This window comes from Vibrio sp. AK197, from assembly GCF_053903115.1.
Genome location: NZ_CP096429.1, coordinates 974,857 through 995,046 on the forward strand (window position 1 = coordinate 974,857; position 20,190 = coordinate 995,046).

Annotated in this window: 18 protein-coding genes and 1 pseudogene; 11 read left to right on the plus strand and 8 right to left on the minus strand. The window is 45.2% G+C overall.

Going from position 1 to position 20,190, the window contains the following annotated elements:
• The gene (locus tag M1D72_RS04340; RefSeq protein WP_456294659.1) at positions 1-1,260 is read right to left on the minus strand and encodes a YeeE/YedE family protein; all 1,260 of its coding nucleotides are present in this window, start codon (positions 1,258-1,260) and stop codon (positions 1-3) included.
• 186 nt (positions 1,261-1,446) lie between these two features.
• Here M1D72_RS04340 and M1D72_RS04345 point away from each other — a divergent pair, with 186 nt between their 5' ends.
• Together M1D72_RS04345 and M1D72_RS04350 are read left to right on the plus strand one after the other, a co-directional pair.
• Entirely contained in the window at positions 1,447-2,061 is a 615-nt protein-coding gene (locus M1D72_RS04345; protein ID WP_456294660.1) for a 3'-5' exonuclease, read from the plus strand.
• 145 nt (positions 2,062-2,206) lie between these two features.
• The gene (locus M1D72_RS04350) at positions 2,207-2,806 is read left to right on the plus strand and encodes an NAD(P)H-dependent oxidoreductase (protein WP_456294661.1); all 600 of its coding nucleotides are present in this window, start codon (positions 2,207-2,209) and stop codon (positions 2,804-2,806) included.
• 76 nt (positions 2,807-2,882) lie between these two features.
• On the opposite strand, the gene M1D72_RS04355 is transcribed toward M1D72_RS04350, so the two are convergent.
• Positions 2,883-4,334, minus strand: a complete 1,452-nt coding sequence (locus tag M1D72_RS04355; RefSeq protein ID WP_456294662.1) for a RimK family protein — start codon at positions 4,332-4,334, stop codon at positions 2,883-2,885.
• A gap of 81 nt (positions 4,335-4,415) precedes the next feature.
• Here M1D72_RS04355 and M1D72_RS04360 point away from each other — a divergent pair, with 81 nt between their 5' ends.
• The gene (locus M1D72_RS04360; protein WP_390194341.1) at positions 4,416-5,513 is read left to right on the plus strand and encodes a peptidase C39 family protein; all 1,098 of its coding nucleotides are present in this window, start codon (positions 4,416-4,418) and stop codon (positions 5,511-5,513) included.
• A 48-nt stretch (positions 5,514-5,561) separates the two neighbouring features.
• On the opposite strand, the gene M1D72_RS04365 is transcribed toward M1D72_RS04360, so the two are convergent.
• A complete protein-coding gene (locus tag M1D72_RS04365) occupies positions 5,562-6,131 on the minus strand; it encodes a DapH/DapD/GlmU-related protein (protein ID WP_390194337.1) in 570 nt (189 codons plus the stop codon).
• A 373-nt stretch (positions 6,132-6,504) separates the two neighbouring features.
• Here M1D72_RS04365 and M1D72_RS04370 point away from each other — a divergent pair, with 373 nt between their 5' ends.
• Positions 6,505-6,693 (plus strand): hypothetical protein, encoded by a 189-nt coding sequence (locus M1D72_RS04370; protein WP_390194335.1) that lies wholly within the window; start codon positions 6,505-6,507, stop codon positions 6,691-6,693.
• Positions 6,694-6,952: 259 nt separating this feature from the next.
• Positions 6,953-7,969, plus strand: a pseudogene (msrB, locus tag M1D72_RS04375) (peptide-methionine (R)-S-oxide reductase MsrB); the annotation flags it as partial.
• 32 nt (positions 7,970-8,001) lie between these two features.
• Here msrB and M1D72_RS04380 read toward each other — a convergent pair.
• Positions 8,002-9,000, minus strand: a complete 999-nt coding sequence (locus M1D72_RS04380) for a helix-turn-helix domain-containing protein (protein WP_456294663.1) — start codon at positions 8,998-9,000, stop codon at positions 8,002-8,004.
• A 172-nt stretch (positions 9,001-9,172) separates the two neighbouring features.
• On the opposite strand from M1D72_RS04380, the gene M1D72_RS04385 reads away from it, so the two are divergent.
• From M1D72_RS04385 to eat, 3 genes are read left to right on the plus strand one after another with little or no spacing between them, the layout of a single operon-like run.
• Complete coding sequence (locus tag M1D72_RS04385) at positions 9,173-10,576, plus strand: ethanolamine ammonia-lyase subunit EutB (protein ID WP_456294664.1); 1,404 nt, start codon at positions 9,173-9,175, stop codon at positions 10,574-10,576.
• Positions 10,573-11,418, plus strand: a complete 846-nt coding sequence (gene eutC / locus M1D72_RS04390; RefSeq protein WP_456294665.1) for an ethanolamine ammonia-lyase subunit EutC — start codon at positions 10,573-10,575, stop codon at positions 11,416-11,418. Before M1D72_RS04385 ends, eutC begins: the two co-directional genes overlap by 4 nt.
• 13 nt (positions 11,419-11,431) lie before the next feature.
• Positions 11,432-12,823 (plus strand): ethanolamine permease, encoded by a 1,392-nt coding sequence (gene eat / locus M1D72_RS04395; protein ID WP_456294666.1) that lies wholly within the window; start codon positions 11,432-11,434, stop codon positions 12,821-12,823.
• A 49-nt stretch (positions 12,824-12,872) separates the two neighbouring features.
• On the opposite strand, the gene M1D72_RS04400 is transcribed toward eat, so the two are convergent.
• Complete coding sequence (locus M1D72_RS04400; protein WP_456294667.1) at positions 12,873-13,136, minus strand: hypothetical protein; 264 nt, start codon at positions 13,134-13,136, stop codon at positions 12,873-12,875.
• Between the two features lie 139 nt (positions 13,137-13,275).
• Here M1D72_RS04400 and M1D72_RS04405 point away from each other — a divergent pair, with 139 nt between their 5' ends.
• On the plus strand, positions 13,276-13,584 hold the full coding sequence (locus M1D72_RS04405; protein WP_456294668.1) for a cysteine-rich CWC family protein: 309 nt from the start codon (positions 13,276-13,278) through the stop codon (positions 13,582-13,584).
• 46 nt (positions 13,585-13,630) lie between these two features.
• Here M1D72_RS04405 and M1D72_RS04410 read toward each other — a convergent pair whose 3' ends face one another.
• Positions 13,631-13,978, minus strand: a complete 348-nt coding sequence (locus tag M1D72_RS04410; RefSeq protein WP_456294669.1) for a HopJ type III effector protein — start codon at positions 13,976-13,978, stop codon at positions 13,631-13,633.
• A 125-nt stretch (positions 13,979-14,103) separates the two neighbouring features.
• Between M1D72_RS04410 and M1D72_RS04415 the strand changes: the two genes are divergently transcribed.
• On the plus strand, positions 14,104-15,018 hold the full coding sequence (locus M1D72_RS04415; protein WP_456294670.1) for a diguanylate cyclase domain-containing protein: 915 nt from the start codon (positions 14,104-14,106) through the stop codon (positions 15,016-15,018).
• A gap of 95 nt (positions 15,019-15,113) precedes the next feature.
• Here M1D72_RS04415 and M1D72_RS04420 read toward each other — a convergent pair whose 3' ends face one another.
• Positions 15,114-16,646: a methyl-accepting chemotaxis protein gene (locus tag M1D72_RS04420; protein WP_456294671.1), complete on the minus strand. Its 1,533-nt coding sequence runs from the start codon at positions 16,644-16,646 to the stop codon at positions 15,114-15,116.
• Between the two features lie 374 nt (positions 16,647-17,020).
• Positions 17,021-18,214: an acetate/propionate family kinase gene (locus M1D72_RS04425; protein ID WP_390194311.1), complete on the minus strand. Its 1,194-nt coding sequence runs from the start codon at positions 18,212-18,214 to the stop codon at positions 17,021-17,023.
• Positions 18,215-18,502: 288 nt separating this feature from the next.
• Here M1D72_RS04425 and M1D72_RS04430 point away from each other — a divergent pair, with 288 nt between their 5' ends.
• Positions 18,503-20,119 carry a putative bifunctional diguanylate cyclase/phosphodiesterase gene (locus M1D72_RS04430; RefSeq protein WP_456294672.1) on the plus strand — a complete coding sequence of 539 codons (1,617 nt, stop codon included), beginning with the start codon at positions 18,503-18,505 and terminating at the stop codon, positions 20,117-20,119.
• Positions 20,120-20,190 lie beyond the last annotated feature (71 nt).

Below are 20,190 nucleotides of genomic sequence, written 5' to 3' on the forward strand. Positions count from 1 at the left end.
TTAGCACTGCTTCAGCACAGCCGCTTGCAGGCGATTGCCAAGCACCCCACCAATCAATAGGAAGACAAGGAATATCCAGCCAGATAACGAAAAGTTCGCTATCGGTGTGAACAATGCGCCCACATTACAACCATTGGCAAAACGAGTACCGAACCCCATCAGTAAACCGCCAAGTGCAAATAAACCGTAATGTCGCGCGCTATGGTGAATACGCCATGAGAAATTAAATTTGCCCAAAAACAGAACGGCAATCAGTGTACCGATCATAATCGCTAAGTTTTGAACACTGATACTATGGCTGAAAAATGGCAGATTAAACAGCGCTTCAGGGCGATGAGTAAATGCTGAAATATCCGCAGAACTGACACCGAAAACCATCAGAATCTTACCAAACCATACACCAAATGGCGTTGATGCCCCCCAGCCCGATCCGGTTGATGCCATCATCACACCGAAAATAAGCGCGATCACTAAAGCGGAGGTACTCATTTGCCAAACATTACCAAACCAACGTTGATAATTGGCCACACTAAACAAAGCGTGGCTGCGAGGTTTCACGGTCAATGCCTCTTTATCGCGAAGCATCTCACCTTCTACACCCAAATACGTACCACTCTTTTCACGGTAAGCCTGATATTTACGTGCAGCCAATACAACAATACTCGCAAACACGATGGTCACTAACACTGAGATAAAGTAACCGTTGAGAGGCCCCCAAGTGAACAAGTCTGGCAGAAATACACCTTTGCCTGCATAACTCGGCGTTGACATAGCCGTTTCACGAATCCAGCCTTGAGTGGCTTGTAAAGGAAAACCAAAAAAGACACCAGCACCAAAAAAGATCAACGTGACCAGTGCTCTTGGAATATCGCTGACCATCTCAACCATCACGCCCGTCGCACAGCAACTCGATAAGCTCATACCCGCACCGAACATCACGCCGCCCACGAGTAAGCCAAGGTTAATCGGGTTTACCCAAAGGCGATATTCATCTGGCTGGGCATTGAACAGCATGCCAGCATTGATAATAGCGGTGACCACAAACATGAACATAAGTGTCTGTAAAAGCTGGGTCGAACCACGGCGATAGGCACGATTAACACTGCCAGCAAAGCCCAAAGAGCCTTTTGCAAGTGCAAAACCAAGGCCTAATCCCATCAGCAACCGAAGGAACAGCGGCGCACCATCTAGAAATACCCCACCGAGAACAATTGTTGCGAGCGTAATTAACGCTGCCCACCACGCTTGTGTCTTATTCATTTCTATGACTCTCAAGTTAACTTACCAAAAAATCGTGCTACATCACGAAAAGCTTGCAAGACTAACATGGGACTGCCTCATAACTGATACTTTTGTTTAGAACAATTTGTACTAGCTTAAAAGCGAGAAATGCGGATAACACAAAAACTCGTTATAATCGGGTTTTCAACCTGTTAGGTACCCATCATGCAAGCCGCCCACTCCGTTATCGTTCTCGACTTTGAAACCACCGGGCTCTCACCCGCTATGGGCGATCGTGCGATTGAAATTGGCGCGGTTAAACTCTGTCATGGTGAAGTAGTCGATTCGTTTCAACAGTTGATGAATCCGGGATTTCGAGTCAGTGGATTTATTGAAGGCTACACTGGCATCACCAATCGCATGTTGGCGAATGCACCAAGCTGTGAGCATGTCATGACCGAGTTTGCCCAATTTATTCAAGGTGCTCCATTAGTCGCACACAACGCATCATTTGATAAGCGCTTTCTTGACGCTGAACTAGAACGTATTGGCCACTACAGCAGTCAGCCTTTTGCTTGCTCGATGCTTATCGCTAGGCGTCTCATCCAAGACTCGCCAACCCATAAATTGGGAGATTTAGTTCGCTTTAAGCAGATTGAAAACGATGGAACCTTCCACCGTGCGCTGGCTGATTCGCAAATGACCGCCAAGTTATGGTTGCTGATGCTCAATGAATTAAACCAACGGGGAGTCACAAACCCAAGCTTTACATTTATGCAGAAACTCGCCAAAACCAGTAAGCATGCTGTTGCCTCGCTGCTTGCAGCTCATCACTCATAAACAGACTCACACCGAGTCGCCAATCCGCCTCGACACATTAAGTAGCAATTTTCTGCTCCTTGCTACCACAAAACGCTTTATCCACATCCACAAAATATGAGATTTTATAATTTCCACTTCCCATTGATTTTGAAAGGATTCTACGATGCAGCGCTTTAATATGCTTAAAGGTATGTTGGTCTTAATGTTCGGACTATTCGCAAGTACATGGGGTGTCGCCGCAGACAAATCCTACAAAACGGACATTAAAACGTTGGTGATTGTTTCTCACCCCTATCCTGAACGATCGGTGATGACCAAAGGAATGCAGCAAGCGGCAGAGAGCGTTGAAGGGGTTACCGTCAGAAACCTTGAAACCATTTATGGATTTGATACTCGTGCTATCGATGGTAATAAAGAGCAAGAAATTACTCGCCAGCATGACCGTATCGTGTTTATGTTCCCGACGCATTGGTTCAATATTACGCCGATGATGAAAGCCTACTTAAATGACACCTGGGGCAGCGTGGGCCCCGGTTTATGGCGTGGTAAAGAAATGCTCCTCGTCACAACCGCCGCTGGTGGTAGCACCACATATGGCGAAAATGGCCGGATTGGCGTCAAGCTCGAAGATGTCTTTTTGCCGATGAAAGCCAGCGCGCTTCACGCAGGAATGACCTACCTCACTCCGTTGGCTTTCCAATCCATTTCATCATCGAAGCTTCCTGAATACCAGCAGCAACTAATTGAACGCCTACAACGTTGATCATTCATCGGCATTTTGTTGTTGCCTAAACAAAAGCCCACGATAACGTGGGCTTTACACAAAGTGGCATCGGTATTTAAAAGCCGCGCATTTGGATGCGACGCAGAAACTCAGTCATGATTCGATCGTAAAGGACATCACCTAAAAACGCATCTTCAACGTGATGGTCAATGCTCGGGTTATCATTCACTTCAATCACATAGACCTGCCCGTCAATCTCTTTTAAGTCAACGCCATACAAACCACCACCAATTAAATTGGCCGCTTTCACAGCTGTGTCGACGACATTTTTTGGTACTTGTTTTAAGTCCAGTGTCTCAAACCCGCCCGAAGAGACTCGACCACTATTGTGGTGCTGATAAATTTGCCAGTGTCCGCGACTCATCATGTATTTACAGGCATAAATCGGTTGATGATTCATTACACCAATTCGCCAATCAAAATCCGTCGGCATAAACGCTTGTGCCAAGATAAGCGCACTCTTTTCAAACAGTTTCGAGGCTTCTTTTTCCAGTTCTTGCTGGTTCTTTACCTTAACCACGCCACGTGAAAATGCCCCATCAGGAATTTTTAATACCATCGGAAAATCAAGCTGTTCTAAAAGCTTGACTTGCCACTCACTGTCAAAGCTTTTCAAAATGACACTCTTTGGCGCTGCCACATGATTGCGTTCTAGCAATTCAGTGAGAAACACTTTATTGGTGCATTTCATGATGGACTCTGAATCGTCCATGACAATCAAACCCAACTTTTCGGCAGTTTTGGCAAACTGGTAGGTGTAATTACTGATATTGGTGGTCGCGCGAATAAATAAGCCATCAAATTCCCCCAGACGAGAAAGATCGTCGGGTGAAAGGGTTTCCAAATTGACCCCCAAGCGATTTGCAGCGCGACGAAATCGCTTAAGCGCAGCCGAATCTGATGGCGGCATTTTTTCTTCTGGATCCACCAGCATAGCCATATCGTAGCGATACTTTTTCTCTTGTTTTGGCCTGCGCCATACCTTACTAGAAAACAGTTCGAGTGATTCGACAAAGAAGTCTTGTTCTGGGTCGCTGAGTTGTTGGAAAGGAAACGGCGCAATCTGAGTGATTTGCCATTGACCTTGTATTTTATCCAGCCCCAGCTCAATCACCGGCACCATGAACTGTTCAAACAGTCGACGAGCTAGTTTTTCTAAGCCTTGTTCAGCCGTTCGTCCAAAGTAAATTTTACAGCAAATCGACTCTGTTTCTTTACTTAACTTATTGAGTTTAAAAAAACTTGAGGACAGCAAAAAAGGTTGAGTAATGTCGTTAATCGCCATGACTCTTGGAATAACGCGATGCCCGCGCGCCTCCGCCATCAAGGAACAATAATAACCGTTACTCATGTAAGTATAATCTCGACACAAGTTGACGACTTGCAGGTTTTTGGTTGCATTATCCCAATTAGAATCTAAATAGTGATCCACCGTAATCACTTGTTCTGAAGGGAAATATTGACTCCAATCATTCGTTTGATCGGTCACAATAAGCAGGTTAGCCATTTATTTTTATCCAGCTCTAGCAAAATAAGATTTTCTATTATTAAATCTAGTCGGCAATCGCCCATATTCTAAGGAATCGCAATGAAATTTCGCTTAGCGGAGTTAGCTGATCTCAATGATCTCAATGCACTAGAACAACAACTATTTGAAGGGGATAAGATTTCGCCTCGTCAAATGAAGCGTTTTCTTCTCTCACCTCATAGTCTGATTTTTGTCGCCGTTCATCAAACTGAATTGGTGGGCTATGCATTATTGCTATTTCATCAAGGTACACAGCTTTCTCGATTGTATTCGATTGCTGTTAAACCCGACTTTAGAGGGCAAAAAATCGCACAGAGTTTGATTGAACTTTGTGAGCAAGCGGCTCTTGGTCAAGGCTCGACTACATTACGACTAGAAGTGCGAGAAGACAATATCTCAGCGCGAAAATTATATGAAAAATTGGACTATAAGCCACTGAAAGTTCTCGTCCATTACTACGACGATCTCGCCAACGGTTTGCGTATGCAGAAAAGGCTCACGCTAAGCCAAAATAAGTTCTTGTTGCCGATTCCTCTCTATATTCAAACCACGCCCTTTACCTGTGGCGCAGCTTGCCTATTAATGAGTTTTTCAGCGCTAAATGCTGAGCAAGAAGTATCACGTACCTTGGAACTTCAACTTTGGCGAGAAGCAACAACCATCTTTATGGCGGCAGGCCATGGCGGATGTAGTGGTCACGGTTTAGCCCTTGCCGCAAAACGTCGAGGATATGACGTCGAATTGTGGACGCAATCTAAATCAACGCCTTTTATCGATAGTGTGCGAGACGAAAAAAAGAAAGACGTCATTCAGTTAGTCCATGAAGACTTTTGCCAGCAGATCGAGCAGCAGAACATCAAGGTTATTGAGACGCCACCTTCTATCCGCCAACTGGAAGATTGGGTCAATTCAGGGGATTGCGTGCTGTTACTCATCAGTACCTATCGCTTTAATGGCAGCAAAGAGCCGCACTGGATCGTCCTTAGCGGCGTCAGCGAAAAGTTTTTCTTTATCCATGACCCTTACTCAAAGACCAAATCCGATCTCGCGGGCCTAGCCTATGTCCCTGTAAGTAAAGAGAGCTTGTCGCAAATTATTGGCTTTGGAAAGCAAAAGCACACGGCCTGCGTCACCATACGCAAGCCGCGAGCTCATTGAGTCAATATAAAAAAACACAAAACGCCATACTTGCGATGGCGTTTTCGTTTACTCTTCAATATGTTTAATGAATTTTGCCGGAACACCGCCAACAATCGTCTTCGCCGCTACATCTTTGGTGACCGTGGCACCCGCTGCGATGACAGCACCATCTCCAATCGTTACACCTTGCAAAATGGTTGAATTCGAGCCAATCCATACATCGTTACCAATCACGATCGGCTTGGGATGGGTCGTACCGCGTCGACGTGGATCTAATTCGTGATTGAGCGTCGCCATCACCACGTTGTGTCCCACTAAAACACCATCTCCGAGCGTGATGCCACCATGATCTTGAAAACAGCAACCTGAATTAATGAATACATTCTTACCGATATCAATATTCAGACCACAATCAGCGTTAACCGGCGGAAACATCGCAAACGAATCATCAATCGGTTTGCCAATGAGATCCGACATCAAAATGCGAATTTCTTCTGGCGTCTTGTAGCTCCCGTTAATCTCAGAAGTGATCTTCAGCGCACGTTGTGCCAATTCATAACAAACCTGATGTAGCTCAGAACCGCCTTCAATCACGCAGCCGTTACGCATCATTTCTAAGCTTTGCTCGTGTACCATTACTTTTCCTTTGGTTGACTGACGATGTTAATAACCTCGCATAATGCCATGAATGGATGGCGAAATTCACCCTTCTTGTCTTCAGGGGTTTGTTTAACAGTGATCCTAAACGAAATTTTCTGCGTCTAAAGATGAAACTTTCAAGTTTGGTCTCAGTCATAAAAATGCAGCTGTTTAAAATTTGCTCAACTGGTCAAACTTGATTAATAGGAACGTCAAGTGCACTACACTTGCAAAGCATATGGTTGGATAGCGCAACCATTAAATATGAAACACTGTTGAAGCTTCCTATCTATCAATGTGTTAGAACTCACATTTAAGTAGGAATTGGTTAATCCGTTAAACCAAGTGTGCAAACACGAGGAGGTGGGTTATGAATATCCGAGAAAGTATTGAGGCTCTCGAACAAGAGATTTACGTGGCTTGCTCTGAAGGCGATTACGACAAAATGAATATTCTTGAAAATCAATTGGAAATGCTGAGAGGAAAAGCTGAGCATCCATTCGATGACGACCCATATGCCCCCGAGGGCAAACTCTTTCCAGACGACGATTGGCATTAGTCGAAAGCCCCGCGGTGCGGGGCTTTTTGTCGCCCTCTTGTGCAGAAAATAACGCGGCAATACCTCTACTCACAAATAAATTTCCCTCTCAGACGCAATTTTTTTCAAGTTTCTCGTTCTATCTGTTTACTGCTACGTACAAGTGATGAGTCAATCATCAAAGAGGATGAGTATGAGATTATCGACATTTCTATTGTCAACGGTGATAGGCCTTACCCTATTTCCCGGATTAACGCTGGCGAAAACACAAAGCGTCGAGACTGCCACACTTGCTGGAGGATGCTTTTGGTGTACCGAATCCGATATGGAAAAGCTTGATGGCGTGCTTGACGTGGTATCAGGCTATGCTGGAGGAGAGCTAAAAAACCCCACTTACAAGCAAGTCTCTTCAGGAAAAACCGGCCATATTGAAGTGGTCAACGTCCATTTTGATACAAGCCAAGTCAGTTATGAACAGGTATTGGATCAGTTCTTTCGCCATATTGATCCCACTGATAATCAAGGCTCATTTGTCGACCGAGGCCCTCAATATCGTCCTGCGATTTTTTACCATAATGAGCAGCAAAAACAGATTGCAGAGCGCTTTATAAAAGAAATTGATGCTCTGGGCATCTTTAAAAAACCACTAAAAACAGAGCTAATAAAGTTTGATGAATTTTGGGTCGCCGAGGACTATCATCAAGATTATTACAAACGTAACCCACTGAGGTATAAGTACTATCGCTACGCTTCTGGGCGTGACCAATATCTTGATGATATTTTTGGAGAACAACGCGAAGAACAACCGAAAACGTTGCGTGAATGGATTGACGAGAAAAACAAACTGGCTGATATCAAACCGTATATCCGCCCCAGTGATGAACAAATTCGCGCCATGCTCACTGAGACACAATATGACGTAACCCAAAACGATGGAACAGAGCGCCCATTCAATAATGCTTACTGGGATAATAAACAATTAGGTATTTATGTCGATATTGTCTCCGGAGAGCCGCTATTCTCGTCTCTCGATAAATACAAATCGGGGACTGGCTGGCCAAGCTTTACCAAGCCACTCGATGAAAGTTACATTGTCACCAAACCCGATAATAGCTTGTTTTATACTCGTACAGAGGTGAGAAGCCGATTCGCGGATTCCCACCTTGGCCACGTTTTCGAGGATGGCCCTGCACCAACGGGGCTGCGCTATTGCATGAACTCTGCAGCGATGCGTTTTGTCCCATTAGAAGACATGAAACAACAAGGCTACGAAACTTATCTTTCTCTGTTTGAGTAACCAAAAGCAAAGTGCGCTGCTTAGCGCACTTTTTACAAATTATTGGCAACAAACACTCGCCGATAGCCCTGAGCCCGATGTTTAGTTTGGTTCGGTGTCTCTCCAAACAACTGTTTGTAATAGTGATGAAAACTGCCTAGGTGATAAAAGCCATGAGCCAACGCCACATCGCAAATGGCTAACTCTTGATGCGCTGTTTCAATTAAGCTTCTTCGTACCTCATTAAGCCGGCAATCTCGCAAGTAGCTCAGTGGAGTCATACTCAATTGCTGTTCAAAAACATACTGTAAGGTTCGCCGGCTGACACACCCGATTTGACACAGTTCAGTAATGCTTTGCGGATAACTCCCCGTTTGTTCAATATGATGATAAATACGCTGCAATGCAGAGCGACGACTGGCGGCGCTTTCGATCGGAGTATTTTGCTGCAAATAAAAACCGCTCAGCTTATCAACCACACTGCGCTCAATCAGAGAGCTTAAACAGCCGTGAGGCTCATTGACTATTCGAGCACCGATCACGCTTTTTGCATCAAGTGACATCGCGATTAGCTTCGCGATTTGCCAGCACAGATCGGCGTTTTGCTCGCTGTCCATAATGCGCGCCGACATCCACTGCTGATAATCCTGTTCAACGAGTTCTTTTTGTAGCAAGGAAAGGTCCACGACGAGACCGAAGATTTGAAATTCCTCCGGCGTTAGCAATTCAAAGGCTTGATGAGCAGGCCTCACCATCACTTGATGCCGCTGCGCTTCTTGCCCATCAACTTTCGGCCTTTGCGCCTGAAGTGAAAAACCAATCCATATTGCATTAGGGTTAACATAGCACTGCTGAAGCAAGGTACGGTTGGTAAACTCTTCAAATAAATGAACGCGTGGCAATTTTAGTTCATCGAGGTAACCAAAGAAGGTGCCTTGACTGTGTTGGTTATAATGTTGATCCCACGCCGTTAAGCTCTGCGCCTGCTGATTCACATCATAACTATAACTTTTGCACCTTTCTGGGGCGCATGAAGATCCTTCATGTGGCATGTGCAAAAACCTCATCATCCAACTCTGTGCAATTATGGTTCATATAAAATATAACCAATTGTTATTTATATAAAAAATAACATTGCGCGTTTTTGTCATCGAGTAGGAATAAAACTCGCTGCTCTTCTCTTTGTCAGGTAGCAAGGATCAGACCGGATTAATGAGAGGGAACATGACTGCGCAGTATCGCTATCAACTTGGAACCAAAACTTATCAATTCTATTCACTTAAAGAAGTGATGGCCAAAGCCTCTCCTCTACGCTCGGGCGATCAACTCGCCGGTGTGTGCGCACAATCCGCGGAAGAACGCGTTGTGGCGCAGATGGTATTGGCTAACCTCCCTTTGAAAGTGTTTCTCAATGAAGCCTTAGTACCCTATGAGCAAGATGAGATCACACGGCTTATTATCGACAGTCATAATGCCAACGCATTTAGTGATATTGCGCACCTCACCGTTGGTGATTTTCGTAATTGGTTGCTCCAAGAGTCAACAACCTACGTTGAGCTGACTCGAGTTAGCCGGGGAATTACACCTGAGATGGCCGCGGCGGTCAGCAAAATTATGCGCAATCAAGATCTTATTCTGGTGGCCAAAAAGTGTCAGGTCATCAGCGCCTTTCGAAACACTATCGGTCTTGCAGGACGTCTATCAACCCGATTGCAGCCAAACCACCCAACGGATGACATGAACGGTATCGCCGCTTCGATTTTTGATGGCCTCATGTACGGAAATGGTGATGCCGTTATCGGCATTAACCCAGCGACCGACAACGTCACTCAAGCCATCAAACTCATGAAACTGATGGACGATGTGATACAACATTATGAGATACCGACGCAGTCCTGTGTATTAACCCATGTCACCAACACGATTGAATGCATTGAAAAAGGCGCGCCCGTCGACTTGGTGTTTCAGTCCATCGGCGGTACTGAAGCGACGAACCAAGGCTTTGGCGTTAACATCAATGTATTAAGCGAAGCCTACGAGGCCGCATTAAGCCTAAAACGCGGCACGGTGGGCGATAACGTCATGTATTTTGAAACCGGTCAAGGCAGCGCACTTTCTGCTAACGGCCACCATGATATGGACCAGCAAACCTGTGAAGTCCGTACCTATGCCCTCGCTCGTCATTTTAAACCTCTTCTGGTGAATACGGTTGTGGGCTTTATTGGGCCTGAATATCTTTTTGACGGCAAACAAATCATTCGAGCTGGCTTAGAAGATCACTTTTGTGGCAAATTGCTTGGCTTGCCGATGGGCTGCGATATTTGTTACACCAATCATGCGTATGCTGACCAAAACGATATGGATAACCTGCTTACGCTACTCGGCGTCGCCGAGTGCTCATTTATTATGGGGATTCCTGGTTCCGATGACATTATGCTCAACTACCAGACGACCTCTTTTCATGATGCCCTGTATGCACGGCAAGTCCTTGGCTTAAAACCCGCCCCTGAGTTCGAAACTTGGCTGAAAGAGATGCAGATCGCCAGCAACAGTGGGAATGAACTACTGAGCGATACCTTATCACCCCATTTTCAAACACCACTTGGTTTAATTCAGGAGGCAAAATGAGCAACGTCGTTGATATTAAAAAGCCCCTTATTCATGAAGATCCATGGAAAAAGCTACGTCAATTTACCGATGCCCGAATCGGACTTGGCCGTGTGGGAACCAGTATTCCTACCGATGAACTGCTCGCTTTTCAGCTTTCTCACGCCCAAGCGATTGATGCGGTTCATGTTCCGTTAGATATCAACGCGCTAGAAACACAATTCGCGCAGCAATCGAGCATTGCTCACTACCTCCCCGCCTTTCACTTACATAGCCAAGCAGACGATCGCATGACCTACTTACAACGGCCCGATTTGGGTCGACGTTTAAATGAGGCCTCAATGCAAACCTTGAAACACCACAGTGATCAGAGTGTTAATGCTTATGACTTGGCGATTGTGGTGGTTGATGGGCTGTCTTCTCATGCCATTGCTCATCACGCAATGCCATTTATCGAACAGCTATTAACGTTGTTTGAGCGAGATCAGCATGAGTGGCGACTCGCGCCCATCGCGATTGTTGAACAAGGCCGAGTGGCGGTAGGCGATGATGTTGGCGAGGCGTTAAATGCGAATGAAGTCTTGGTGTTAGTCGGGGAGCGTCCCGGGTTAAGTTCACCTGATAGCCTAGGGTTATATCTCACGTGGAATCCGACCCGAGGGAAAGAAGACTCACTTCGCAATTGCATTTCAAATGTTCGCCCTCAAGGGCTTAAGTATGAGGCCGCAGCGCACAAATGCTTTTACCTACTGAAAGAATCACGGCGCATCAAATTAACAGGGGTTGGGCTTAAAGATCGCTCAGAAGAGAGCGAGCTCCCCCATCCAACGTCACAACATTTCTCACTGACACAATCGTCATAATAAAGGACACACTATGACAATCGAAAATGAATATTTGGCACAACGCCAATTGAAACGGGGCGCCGCAGGATGGATTTTGCTGGCGGGTTTAGGGATCTCTTACGTGATATCGGGCGACTTTGCGGGTTGGAACTTTGGTATCGGTCAAGCTGGCTGGGGCGGATTCGTTATCGCAGCGGTCTTAATGGGGATCATGTATTTAGCCCTTGTGCTCTCTTTGGCTGAGATGTCAGCTGCAATCCCAGCGGCAGGTGGTGGGTACAGTTTTGCTCGCCAAGCAATGGGACCATTTGGAGGCTTTTTAACCGGACTTGCCGTACTGATTGAATACTCGTTGGCTCCAGCCGCGATCGTCATTTTCATCGGTTCTGCGGTCAACGAATTAATTGGTATTGATGGGCCTATTGTCTACGCACTCTTTTATCTCGCCTTTGTCGGCATTCACATTCTTGGCGTAGGTGAAGCACTGAAAGTAATGATGGTGATTAGTGGCCTTGCCGTTCTCGCTATCCTTGCCACAGGTATCGCCCTCGTACCAGAATTCAATTCAGCGAATTTATTTGATATTGAACCGACTTTAGGCAACAGCGTCGCCATGCCATTTGGACTCTACGGTGTCTGGGCAGCGCTGCCTTTTGCGATGTGGCTTTTCCTCGCTGTCGAAGGTGTGCCACTTGCCGCTGAAGAAGCCAAGGACCCTGCGAAAGATGTACCGAAAGGCATTATCGCTGCAATGATATTTTTATTGTTTACTGCGGTATTAGTCGTTGTTTTACTGACAGGTGCGGCGGGTGCGCAAGTCATGGGCGAAAGTGCCGTTCCTTTGGTTGATGCCCTCAATATGAACGAATATGGTAAATTAGCGACCTTTGTTAACGTCCTTGGCCTTGCCGGCCTAATCGCCTCTTTCTTCTCAATCATCTATGGATACAGCCGATTGGTATTCGCTTTATCACGTGCTGGCTACCTACCGAAAAATCTGTCTTTGACCAGCAAGCGTAAATCGCCGGTAAGAGCTTTGGTTTACCCTGCGATACTTGGATTTATCATCTCCCTGTCGGGTGAAGGCGATTTAATTCTTTCAATGGCGGTGGTCGGTGCGACTATTTCTTACGCGATGATGTCTTGGAGCCACATTATGCTGCGTGTTAAACAACCTGACATGCCTCGCCCATACAAAACACCTGGTGGAATGATAACCTCAAGTATTTCTCTCGTTCTGTCGCTCATTGCTCTAACGGGTGTTTATGCTTATGACGTCAGGGCATTCTTCTTCACGCTGATTTTGTTCGCCATTGGTATTGCTTATTATCTGGTTGTAAGCCGTCACCATTTAGTGGCCAAATCCGCAGAAGAGGAATTTGCGTTACTGAGTCAGGCACAAGTTGAACTTGACGCAGCTTGAGCCCTTGCAATAACAATCCGAGCTCATGCTCGGATTGTTTTATCTCCTTCTATACGCTCTGAATCGTCACCGCCAGCAAGCATGAGCAAACAACACATGTTGAAAACAGCACATGTTTGGCACGTAATGATCGAAAGTGAATAATAAACGGGGAACAAACAAACAGTGACAGCAGCACAGCGATCGCTGAGTTGGGAGTGAACAAAAATGACACAATGGTCAGTAACGGCCAAAAAAGTAGTAGCGATTTAGGCAATTCGACTTTTTTACCTAACGCGATGATGAACACCACAGCAGCGAGTAAAGGTATCATGACAAGCTCTATTTGATATTGATATTAATTCTCATTTTCATCAAATAGTAATCACTAACTCCGCGCTTTTCAAGACGTATTTGAATAACAACCGCGTAAACCGTATAGTGGCGGCGCGAAGCTAGATAAGGATCTGATTTTGAAATCCCCATGTATTGCGGCATGCAAAAATAACGCTGGTATCTGTAGTGGATGTCATCGAACCATTAAAGAGATCATCGAATGGCGTAAAATGGAAGAATCCAAGCATTCTGATATTATGCAAGCACTTAGCGGCGAGTGTTATACTCATGAATGCCCATCTTGCAATCAACCCGCACACTGTGACTTGGCTGCCGGGAAAACCCAATGCTGGTGCTTTGATCTTGAAACGCGCGACCTCTCTTCACAAAGCAGTGACCACAGCTGTCTTTGTCGGCACTGCCTCGCGGCGCAGCCTGTCGCGTAAGCTTCGGTAGCCATAAAAAAAGCCAGAGCTCACGCCCTGGCTTTTTTTACACCTTGTTGCTCAGCGGCTGAGATTGAAATTCAACCCCTTCCCAACCAGTACGCATAAAGTTACGTATATTTTGGTGATCGCTGTTTTCTGGATGCTGTAGTACATCTTCACGATAAAAACGCCCAAAACACGCTAACGTTTGTTCTACATCTAATTGATGTAGCTGTGCAAAAGCAAAGATTTTGCATGAGCCATTGTTCTGATTTTCTTGATTAATAGTCTCACCATTGCGAAATTCGCTTGGCTTAAAATTGTAACTACCATCAATAACACGCATCGTTTCATCAAATTCAATACTTTGAGGTGATGTTTTTAGCTTAGTTAGATAAGTTTGCAAGTCCATGTGTCACTCAATAGATAACTCAAAAGCAGTCAGTCTAAGACAATGGCAAATAAATAGAAAGCGTCGGTTCATGCGATTTAATCAGCCTGCAACCGGACGATAAAAATAATACAAAAGGTGACGAAATGTTGAATACAACGCAATGGCTTAAGCAGTTGGAATATAACGATGAACCGCGCACTCAATGGCAGGATATACTCAATATACTCGCCAGTGAGAGTGGTACCTCGCAGTGCGCCATTATGCTGGCCCAAGATGGGCACTTTCAGCGATTGATAACCAACGAGAACCATCCGCCGATTTGCGATTGGGAATCCATCGTTCAGCAATTAACCTCACTTGTGGAAAGCCAAGCGTGGACAAATGAAACCTCCCGCCATTTCACAACGGATGACGCTGAATTCCAAATCGCTTTCGCACATACACCGTTAGAATCAGTTGATGTCGCCCCTATCTACTTGCCAAACGGCCAACTCGGTGCCCTATTGTGTGCTTTCAATCTGCTCTCTCCAGCCCTGCAGCACGCCTTACCGCAACTGGCCCGTTTAATCAGTTATGATGTAAAACACCTTATCGAACAGCAAGGTTCATCACTGAAAGATGAGTTGACGCAACTACTTAACCCTCAAGGCTTTGAAACACTTGGCTCACAAAAAGTCAAAGATGCTCCTCGCTATCAATTAGCCATTGGCGTTATCCATTTACAGATTGACCGAGTCGACGAAATTCGAGCGGCCTATGGCAGTGCCGCAGCTGACGAGTGCTATGTGACTTTAAGTGAAGTGATGAAAAGTGCATGTCGAGATGCCGACATTGTTGCGCGGATTTCTTGCAATGAGTTTGTCGTCCTCTCTTTGTTGAACAACCGTCGACAACTTAATCAACTGGCTCAACGCATCGATAGTGACTATCGAATTCGTGTTAAAAACAGTGAAACACTCAACCTGAGTGCTTTACTCGCCCACACGTTCATTACCGACGGCTTTAGTGCTTTGAGCTTGTCTCAGCTGGTCGAAAAAGCCAAATTTGGTAACCAGTAGTTACGTATCAAAGAAATAAAAAGCCGACTACAGAAAGAAATCGGCTTTTAAATTTTAATCTATCCTATTGAAAATACTAATTTTTACATTGTAAATTAACGCATACCGAACGTTGCACTCAAGCCAACTAAGCTGTCCACGCGCTGCGTAATGCTTTCACTTTGCTCGCTAACTACGTCTGCTTGTTTGGCATTTTGTAGTGATGAATCATTCACATTCACGATGTTACGACTGATCTCATGAGAGACGAGACTTTGCTGCTCAGCGGCACTGGAAATTTGAGTCGATAAATCAGATATATCCGTGATCAGTTGACGCACTGAGCCAACCGTCGACTGAGAGGCTTTAGCTTGTTCAACACAGCCATCCGCCGTCTGTTTCTCTTTCGCCATAACCTCAGACCACTGGCGTAACGTGTGCTGAATGCCTGAGATAGACGACTGAATTTGCTCCGTGGCACTGTTGGTTCGACTCGACAAATTGCGCACTTCATCTGCAACAACCGCAAATCCACGCCCATGTTCCCCTGCCCTCGCGGCTTCAATGGCCGCATTTAACGCCAATAAGTTGGTTTGCTCGGCAATCCCACGGATCTCTTCCATAATGTGGCCAATTTTCTCGGCCTCAACGTTAAGTTCACCGGCAGATTCAGAAGATCGCGCAATTTCAGCTGACAAACAATCAATCGCATCACGCGTTTGGTTCATCAAATCACTGGCGCGTTGACACTCTTTATTCGCTTCCATCACTTTTTGCGCAGTCGTACCTGTGTTATTCGCGACATCATCAATGGTCGTGACCATCTGCTCAACGGCGGTTGAGACTTGCTGCAATTCATCCGTTTGCTGGTCGGCACTGGTTTTGGTCACCTCCGCTGCATGATGCAGGCTCAAAACACTGCTCTGTAATTTATTGCAACTATCTGTGACACGTCCGAGTATGGTTTTAATTTTGCCAAAGCTCATTTTCAGATGGTAATCCGCAATGCTATGTGGCTGATTACCGCAATATACGAGACGCGAGACACTGTCATACTCTTTTTGCAGCTGGCCATAAAACCTTGGAGCAACAAACAGTTCACTATAAAAACAAACAAACGGTAAGACGAGAAGAACAATGGCACTCCATGGTGTTAGAAATGCACCGGCAATAGCAGCGGCGGCGAGCAGCGTAAATAAAATGGCCCGTGCGGAGAAGCTATCCAATATCCCGGTCACACGTTTGCCTTTATTAACCGTCTGATAGAGTTTAATCGCGGTTTGTTTTGTTTTTTCCTCGATGGGCGCGCGCACCGATTGATAACCAATAACCTTACCGTTGCTGAATATCGGAGTGACAAACGCATCGACCCAATAATATTTGCCATCTTTACAACGGTTTTTTACTGCTCCACGCCAAGAATGGCCTTGCTCCAAGTGCTGCCACAAATCCTTAAAAGCGGCTTTTGGCATGTCTGGGTGACGAATCATATTGTGATTCTTTCCCATTAATTCTTCATAGCTGTATCCGGAGACTTTACAAAAAGCATCATTGGCGTAGGTAATCACACCGCGCAAATCCGTGGTTGATACGAGCTCTTCAGAAAACGTCACTTCTTCATCGATGACATCCTGATTACGCTTTCCCATGCTGGTTTCCTCTAGACAATCGCTGACGCGTTATACATTGATTTTATGTTTAAACTTTAGCAGAGACTTAATTGACCGATAGGTTAATAGCCAACTTTTGTTACATTCCCCACTTATTACAAACAAATTAGTTAACTTATTCACACACAGTTATTACGTGTTAATAACCGGGGGTTATACTTATAACTTTCTTAGTTGCATATGGTGGCGAATAGTTTATGTGAACGTATCGTCAAAAAAGCGCTTTCTAGGCTCAGAAAATAGCCAGTGGTGAAGAAAGAGAAGGGAATACATTCCTGAATTTGGAAGAGATAACAAATCGTAGACATAAAAAAGCCCAAACGCATGTTTGGGCTTTTCTGCAATCAACGAGCTTATAGCAGGTTAACGCAATCTTGTGCAATCACCAGTTCTTCATTGGTTGGAATGACCAGCGCTTGCGCTCCAAGAAGCTCAGAGTGACCAATCACACCTGATTTCCCAAAGCGCGCCGCTTCATTGCCTTGTGCATCTTCAACAAAACCTAGGATTTTCAGATTCTTCAAAATTTCAGCACGGATTGGCAGAGAGTTTTCGCCGATCCCGCCAGTAAAGACAATGGCGTCTAAGCTATCTAATGCCACTAAGTAAGAACCAATGTATTTCGCAACACGGTATGTAAAGACATCAAATGCTAATTTCGCGCGCTGGTTACCTTCGTCAACCGCATCCATAATACCACGCGCGTCAGAGGTCAGGCCGGAAACACCAAGGAAACCCGATTTTTTATTCAGAGTGCTGAAGATTTTCTCTGAATCCCAACCCTTGCGGATTAGAAATTCAATCACACTAGGGTCAAGGTCACCACAGCGAGTACCCATCATCAAACCCGCAAGAGGCGTTAGCCCCATACTGGTATCGACACTTTGGCCATTTTTCACTGCCGTAATTGACGCACCGTTGCCTAGGTGCACAGTAATAACATTGGTTTGATCGGCAGGCTTATCAAGCATTTTAGCCGCTTCACGACTGACAAAGTAGTGACTGGTTCCATGAGCGCCGTAACGACGGATTTTATAGTCATCATACAGTTCATGTGGAAGTGCATACATGAACGCTTTCGCAGGCATGGTTTGGTGGAATGCAGTATCAAAAATAGCAAACTGTGGAAGTTGGGGGAAAACTTCCATCGCAGCACGCATTCCATCCGCGTTCGCTTTGTTGTGCAGAGGAGCAAGTTCTGCAAGGCGATCAATCTCTTCAACGACCGCTTGATCAACACGAACGGTACCTTTAAACGACTCACCACCTGCAACCACTCGGTGACCAATCGCAACGAATTTCTCGGTAAGGGCTAAATCATCCAACAACTTCACAATACGTTCGAATGCGTACTGATGGTGATTACCTCCTTGAGGAATCGACTCTTCGGTTTTCTCACCGTTGTACTTCCAGCTGATAGCTGCTTCTGGCAAACCAAAGCACTCACCGATTCCGCTAACAAGTGCGTCTCCAGAATTCGAGTCAATAACCGCGAATTTTAGAGACGAACTTCCTGAGTTAATCACCAATACATATGAATTAGACATGAAATGTGCATCCTGTTTTCGATTGTGTTGCGAAAGCGTTTCACTTCCTTGGGGAGACTCCCATTATTCAATATTTTTTGAACAATTCAATTTTCTTTTAATTTTTTAACTTAAATGTAAGTTTTTTTCTTGATCTAACTCAAATTTCAATTTTTTTTTAGTCAAGAATTAAATAACTTGTCTACTTTTCAACCATTCGAGACAGCACCAACGCTAATACTGCGCGATACTCATTTACTCTGCTAAGATTTAGTGTCTCATTTCGTGCTGGTTTGTAGGAGCGTATTCTTGTCAATCATCAGTCAGTTGCTTGTACTCGTTGGTCTATTTTGGCTTCTAGCGGCGGTTGTTCCGGCGAGAAAAATTTATCAACTGACTCGTTCCAGCAGTTGGAAAATATTGAGCCTGCTCATTTTCGGTTTCGTTATAGGGTATATTTGCGTCTTAATTGCCCTATTCATAAACCAGCCTAATGATTTATTGATTGTTGCACTGGCCGTCATCTTGCTTTGCGGGGGCGTATTTGTAAGCTTGGTCGTCTCCAACAGTTTTGATTCTTTACTCAAACTTCAGAAACTCGCTGATGCGGAACGCACCCATTCTGTCCAAGATACGCTCACTGGTATTCCAAATCGAAAGTATTTTGTTGAAACCATCAATACTCTTATTTCTAAGAATGAACCCTTTGATGTCATGCTATTTGACGTGGTTAATTTTAAGCAGATTAACGATGGTATGGGTCACTACTACGGTGATCAGTGCTTAATTCAACTGGGTCATAGAATCTCGATGATTCTTTCGCCACACGACTTCTTAGCGCGTGTTGGTGGAGATGAATTCGTCCTATTAATTCCAAACAGTAACGACTTAAAATCCGCGGCCTTAGCTACGCAAATCCACCAGCAGCTTCGCGAGGCATTTAATATTGATGGTTTTCAATTAACCATCAGTGTAACCATCGGCGTGAGCCGTTTCCCGCATAATGGCCAAACCACCGATCAGCTGCTCAATGCGGCTGACCTTGCAATGTACCACTCCAAACATACAGGCCAGCTGTTAACGGTGTATGAATCTTCAATGGAACAAGGCCCAACTCGTCAATTGGAAATCTCTCAGAAACTTGATTACGCGCTTAAAAACCACGAACTTCGGGTGTTTTACCAACCCATTATCAATGGACGAACCCTCGAAGTAGATGGCTATGAGGCTTTAATTCGCTGGCATTCAAGTGATGGAGAGCAATTTTCACCGAATGATTTCATTGGGGTGGCCGAAAAAAGTCACCAAATTACGCGCATTACCCATTGGCTACTCAATAAAGTCGCCAGTGATCTCAGCCAATTTTCAGATCACGGTGTGCACTTGCCTGTGCATGTGAATTTATCCGCCAAGGACTTAATTGGCACCAAGTTAGTTGATCAGCTCAGCCAATTGATCCAATCCCACCCAATCTTAAATCAGCGATTGATACTCGAAATTACCGAGAGCGTCGCCATTAACCGACTCCATCACCCTAAGCAGCTATTTAGTAAACTTCAACAACTGGGCTTTCGCATTAGCCTTGATGATTTTGGTACCGGATTCTCTTCGTTATCTCTACTTCGCGACTTACCCGTCAACCAATTGAAAATCGACCGTTCCTTTATCACCCATGTTTGTGACAGCAAAAAAGATCTCGCGATTGTGCAAAATATCATTTCACTCGCTCATGGATTAGGCCATAACGTGGTTGCGGAGGGTATCGATAGCCTTGATACCGTAAAATTATTGCGCTCACTCGAATGCGATTTACTTCAGGGATTCTACTTCTCAAAAGCGCGTCCTTTGGAAGAAGCCATCGTGTGGACGCTGCATTACAAACCTCAGCCGTTAGCTGCCCCAACGGCATTCGCAGGCCAACAATGATTGATCCTCCAGCCCTCACCGTGTAGAGAAAGACAACAAAAACGAGTAGACTGAAAAAATCCAACGTACGG